Below are 5797 nucleotides of genomic sequence, written 5' to 3' on the forward strand. Positions count from 1 at the left end.
TATATAGATTATATAGAAATATATTCATCTCTTTCAGATCAAATATATATCTTTTATATAAAAATATATAATAATCCCTCTCTTTATTTAAAAGGAAATGAATGAGAACCCTTTTTTTTAGAAGAGAATTATAACATTTTTAATATATTCCCGGAGGGGATATATCACCCCCGGTGGTCCGGGGGTAATATATTACTTTCAATGATTAATATATTTCCTTCCATTGAAGATGGGAATATAATATTCTGAATGAAAGATATATTATATAAATATATGTTAGAAATAAGGGAGATATGTTTATATTTAAAAGATGTATGAAATATGATTATAGAAAAGAAAATAATATATAATTGTGATGAAATACATGAGAATATAAATAATTTTAATTATGAAAATTATAATAATCAAAATTCAGATGAAATAAGATGAGATAATTTATCATATATTGAAAGATTTATAATGTCAGGATATATAGGTATAACTTATGGTTTAGAAGAATTATGTGAAGTATATATTAGAATATATCATTATTTAATGTGAGAAGATGTATTTAAAACTATAGGTTATTATGATTTTTATACTAATATAGTAAATTATTATTATGATTATGATACTTCTTATAATAATAATTTTAAAGAATATTTTAATAAATTTAATGATATAAATAATAACTTTAATACTTCATTTTATTCAAAAATGAATGAATGAGAATCTTTAGAAAAGAAAGGTTGTAATAATATAAAATTTAATTCATATAATTTTACTAAATTAGGAATAAATAATTTATCTTTAAATAATAATAATAAATTTTATATAAATAAACCATTAGATATTTTAATAAATTTAAAATATTGAAAATAATATATGTCTCAAAAAGAATATATTACCTTAAATATATTTTATAATATAAAAATATTAAGGAAAATAAAGGTATATATACTTACCCCGTAAGGGATAGGGTATGTATCTCCCCACCTCTTGAAGGTGGAGGAAATATATATTCATATAAATAAAAATGTTATTTACATCATTTTTAATATTTTTAGTATTTTCAACTTTTAAAAGTTATTCTGTAAGTCAGGGTAATATAGGGCCTAAAGAAGGTCATTCAATAATCTTAAATAGATTAGGGATAATAAATTTAATATTTGTATTATTATTATTAATAACATCAATAGATGTTATAGCATTAACACCAGGTATAACATTATTTAATAATTGATTTAATTTAACGGTATATAATTTACCATTAATAATATTAATATTATTATTAATAATAGGGTTATTAGTATATAGTACATCAATACATAAATATGATTTAAAATCACCTTTTTATATATTAATATTAATAAGTAATATAATAGGGTTATTATTATTTCCTTTAGTAAATGATTTATTAGCTTTATATATAATAGTAGAATTACAAAGTTATTCTTTATATTTATTAACAGGTTTACATAATAGATCATATAATGCATCTAGAGCTTCATTATTATATTTTTTAATGGGAGGAGTAGCATCAGCAATAATATTATTAGCATCATATTTTATATATGCATTAACAGGAACAACAAATATATCAGATATAACTATATTTTATTCATATAGTAATGCTTATGATTATTTTAATATATTATTAATAGCTTTATTATTTAAAATGGGAATGGCTCCTTTACATCGTTGAAGTATAGCAGTATATAATTATGCTCCTACTTATATAACAGCTTATATAAGTGTAGTAGCTAAAATATCTATAGCTTCATGAATATTTGCTAATTCAAATTTATTTAATCATTATATTTTAATAATATTTTTCTATATTTCTTTATTTATTGCAGCTTATAAACCTTTATTTCAAGTAAATTTAAAAACTATATTAGCTTATAGTGGTTTATTAAATTTTGGTTATATTTTATTATCTATTATTTCTTTTGATATATCTTTTTATATATATATTATACAATATGTTTTAACTCATGTTATTTTATTTTTAGGTATTTTAGCAGCTAGTCAATATATAAAATCTCCTATATCATCATGATCTCCTTTAATATATATACATCAATTAAAATTACCTAATTTAACATTAGCTGTATGTTTAATTTTAGCTTTATTCTCTTTAATTGGTATACCTCCTTTACCAGGTTTTTATGCTAAATTATATATTTTATCTGGTGCTTTACAAGAAAATTATATATTAGAAACATGTACTATTGTTGTTTGTAGTGTTATTGCTACTTATTATTATGCTAATATTATTAAAATTTTAATTAACAGTAAAACTATTAAAGAAAATATTAATATTAATAATATTAATCCTTCTTTAGCTTATGTTTTATCTATTTCTACTATTTTATTAATTAGTTTCTATTTATTTTTACCATCAATATCAGAGGCTTTATATTTAATTACTATTTAATATGTTTACTATATATGTTTATATCGCTTTAATTCTTCCTGGTATTTTTATTTTATTAAATTATTTAATTTCTAACGAAAATTCATATGTTGAAAAAAATGGACCTTTTGAATGTGGATTTACTTCATATCAACAATCTAGATCTGCCTTTAGTGTAGCATTTATATTAGTTGCTATATTATTCTTACCTTTTGATCTAGAAATATCTTCTATTTTACCTTATGTTGTAAGTGCTTATTCTAATGGTTTATATGGTTTATCTATTTTAACTATTTTCTTACTTTCTTTAGTTATTGCCTTTGTTTATGAAATTAATTTAGGTGCTTTAAACTTAGAAAGACGTTTTACTCCTATAGTTAAACCTTTAATTAATAAATTATATATTTAATATAGATAATTAACCCCCCTTTTTCAAAGAAAAGGAAAAATATATTATATCCTCTTTGAAAATATAAAATTAAATAAAAATTTTTATTATATATATTCATTTTATATTAAAATTATATAAAAAAAAAATAAATTATAACTTTTATTTAAAGAGGTTTATTATTAACTCCTTTTTTTAAGGAGAGATAATTATTTTAATTTTACATTTATTTATATATATTCATTCTCTCTACTATTTGAGAGTCTATTTGAGGGTTTATTTTAGGGGGGGGGTATAAAAATATAAATTTATTAAGTTTCTAGGGTATAAATTTAATTAATATTATAAAGGTAATACTCTTAAATTTTAAGTAAAAAAGAATAATAATTGATAAGTAAGGATGTATGGCAGAGAGGTTTATTGCGTAATATTTGAAATATTAAGATATGAATGTATCCACGTGTTCGAATCACGTTACATCCGATTATGTAAATAATTAAATGACTATGGCGAAATAGGTAAACGCGGCTAATTTAGTATTAGTTAATAAACCTAAGGGTTCAAATCCCTTTGGTCATATACATGATAAAAAAAAAGAAAATCATAAAATGACAATATTATATATATTTTATACAATATTAACATCAACAGTTTCAAGATTAGTTAATGGAATATCTAAACATATAATATTAATAGCTAGTGGATTAATAGCAATACCTACATTATATGATTGATCAGATATAGATGTATATTATACAACAGATGGAATAGCAGATATATTAATATTATTAACAGCTTATTTAATACCTTTATCAATAATATCAAATTGAAATAATATAAATAATATATTATATTTTGAATTAGTATTAAATTTAGGAATAATATTATTAATAAATTTTATATGTCAAGATATGACATCTTTTTATATATATTTTGAAGCATCTTTAGCACCTTTATTTATAATGATAGGTTTATATGGAGCATCAAATAAAGATAAAGCAGCAGATTATATATTAATATATACATTATTTTCATCATTATTTATGTTATTAGCTATAGCTTTATATGAAGTTATATTAGATAATACAGATTATCAAGCTACTAGTTTATTAGTTTTATCTATAGATATACAATGTATTTTATTTATAGCTATTTTTATAGGTATAGCTGTTAAAACTCCTTTAGCACCTGTTCATACTTGATTACCTGTAGTTCATTCAGAATCACCTTTAGCTGGTTCTATTTTATTAGCTGGAGTTATTTTAAAATTAGCTGTATATGCTATTATAAGATTAATATTACCTAATTTATCTGATGCTACTATTTTATATACTCCTTTAATTTATGTTTTATGTGTTATTACTATAATTTATACTTCTATTATAACTTTAAGACAAACTGATTTAAAAGTTATTATTGCTTATAGTTCTATTAGTCATATGGCTGTTTGTATTTTAGGTATTTTATCTAATACTGTTACAGGTATTACAGGTAGTTTATTATTATCTATTGCTCATGGTTTTGTTTCACCTGGTTTATTTATTATTGTTGGAGGTATTTTATATGATAGATATCATAATAGATTAATTCATTATTTCCAAGGTTTAATTTCATTTATGCCTTGATTATCTGTTTACTTAATTATCTTAAGTTTCTGTAATGTTGGTACTCCTTTATCTATTAACTTTATTGGAGAATTATTATCTATTACTGGTGCTATTAATAAAGCTCCTATTTTAGGTTCATTAGCCGCTATCTCTGTTTTATTATCTGCTTCATATCAAATGAAATTAACTAATAGATTAACTGGTGGTGTTAAAACTCCTTATATATCTTTAACAGCTGATTGTACTTATAGAGAAACTTTCTTAATGTGAATATTAATTATTCCTACTATTTTCTTAGGTATTTTACCTTCTTATACTATTGATTTCTTATGAGAATCATCTTCTTTATTATATTTATTCATTTTTATCTTTTATTTATTTAAATTATACATTTATTATATTACTATTTATTATAACCTTATCTATTCCTATTTTAGAAAAAAAAAGAGATTATTTATATAATCACTTATTTTTAATAATTTTATCAATATATAACCAATCCCCTCCTTGAAGGAGGGAGAAAGAAATATATTATAATAGGTAAGATATATTATTTATATATTAATAGGTAAGATATATATATTACAACTTAAAAAAAAAGGGTACTCATTCACTTACTTTTATTGAAAAGAAGAGATTATAAATTAATATATAATTTATTCCCGAAGGGAATAAATCATTTATCGATGATCCAGGGATAATTTACTAAAATAGATTATTATATTTTTTATATATTTTAAAGGGAAATATAAAATAATAGATAGATATATATATATTTTGAATACAACTCTTCTAAAAATAAGGTCCTCATATATTTCTTTTCCTTAAAAAGGAAGGATTATATAATAATATATATATATATAAAATATAGGTAAGAGATATGTCTTATAGTTTAAAGGTTAGAACATTATTCTTCTAAAATAATTATTTGGGTTCGAATCCCAATGAGACATAATAATTTATATACATTTTTTAATATTAAAAAGTATGTATAAATTATATAAGGTTATTAGATTAGAGGTGAAATCACAGATCTTACACATCTGAGCCGTAGGTTCAATTCCTACATAACCTAATAAGAGTATAGTTTAAAGGTAAAACTCGTGTCTTCAACACACGCTATGGTAGTTCGATTCTACTTGCTCTTGTTTAAAGCTTTTGTAGCTTAAAGGTTGAAGCGATTCTTTGAAACAGAATAGATGTAAGTTCAAATCTTTCCAAAGGCATAATGAGTTAGTCGTCTAAAGGTTAAGACTCTTGTCTTTTAAACAAAAAATATTGGTTCGATTCCAATCTAACTCATAATCATTTTTAATGATATAATAATAAATATTATTTCTATAAATCTATATATATTATTATATAAATAATAAAAAAAAAAAATAATAAAAATGACAAATAATA

Annotated in this window: 1 protein-coding gene, 3 tRNA genes and 2 pseudogenes; all 6 read left to right on the forward strand. The window is 20.9% G+C overall.

All coding sequences use genetic code 11. From position 1 onward, the window contains the following. The first annotated feature begins 1360 nt into the window (after positions 1–1360). Positions 1361–2419: pseudogene (locus tag IE180_RS37740) on the forward strand (proton-conducting transporter transmembrane domain-containing protein). 1 nt (position 2420) lies between these two features. Beyond that, complete coding sequence (locus IE180_RS37745) at positions 2421–2807, forward strand: NADH-quinone oxidoreductase subunit A (RefSeq protein WP_189409878.1); 387 nt, start codon at positions 2421–2423, stop codon at positions 2805–2807. Between the two features lie 890 nt (positions 2808–3697). Then, positions 3698–4411 (forward strand): annotated as a pseudogene (locus IE180_RS37750) (complex I subunit 4 family protein). 985 nt (positions 4412–5396) lie between these two features. Continuing rightward, a tRNA-Val gene (locus IE180_RS37755) sits at positions 5397–5468 on the forward strand. 79 nt (positions 5469–5547) lie between these two features. Next, positions 5548–5619: transfer RNA gene (locus tag IE180_RS37760), tRNA-Phe, on the forward strand. 4 nt (positions 5620–5623) lie between these two features. Then, positions 5624–5695 (forward strand) — tRNA-Lys (locus IE180_RS37765). Positions 5696–5797: the final 102 nt, after the last annotated feature.

Source organism: Streptomyces litmocidini, assembly GCF_014649755.1.
GTDB lineage: Bacteria > Actinomycetota > Actinomycetes > Streptomycetales > Streptomycetaceae > Streptomyces > Streptomyces litmocidini.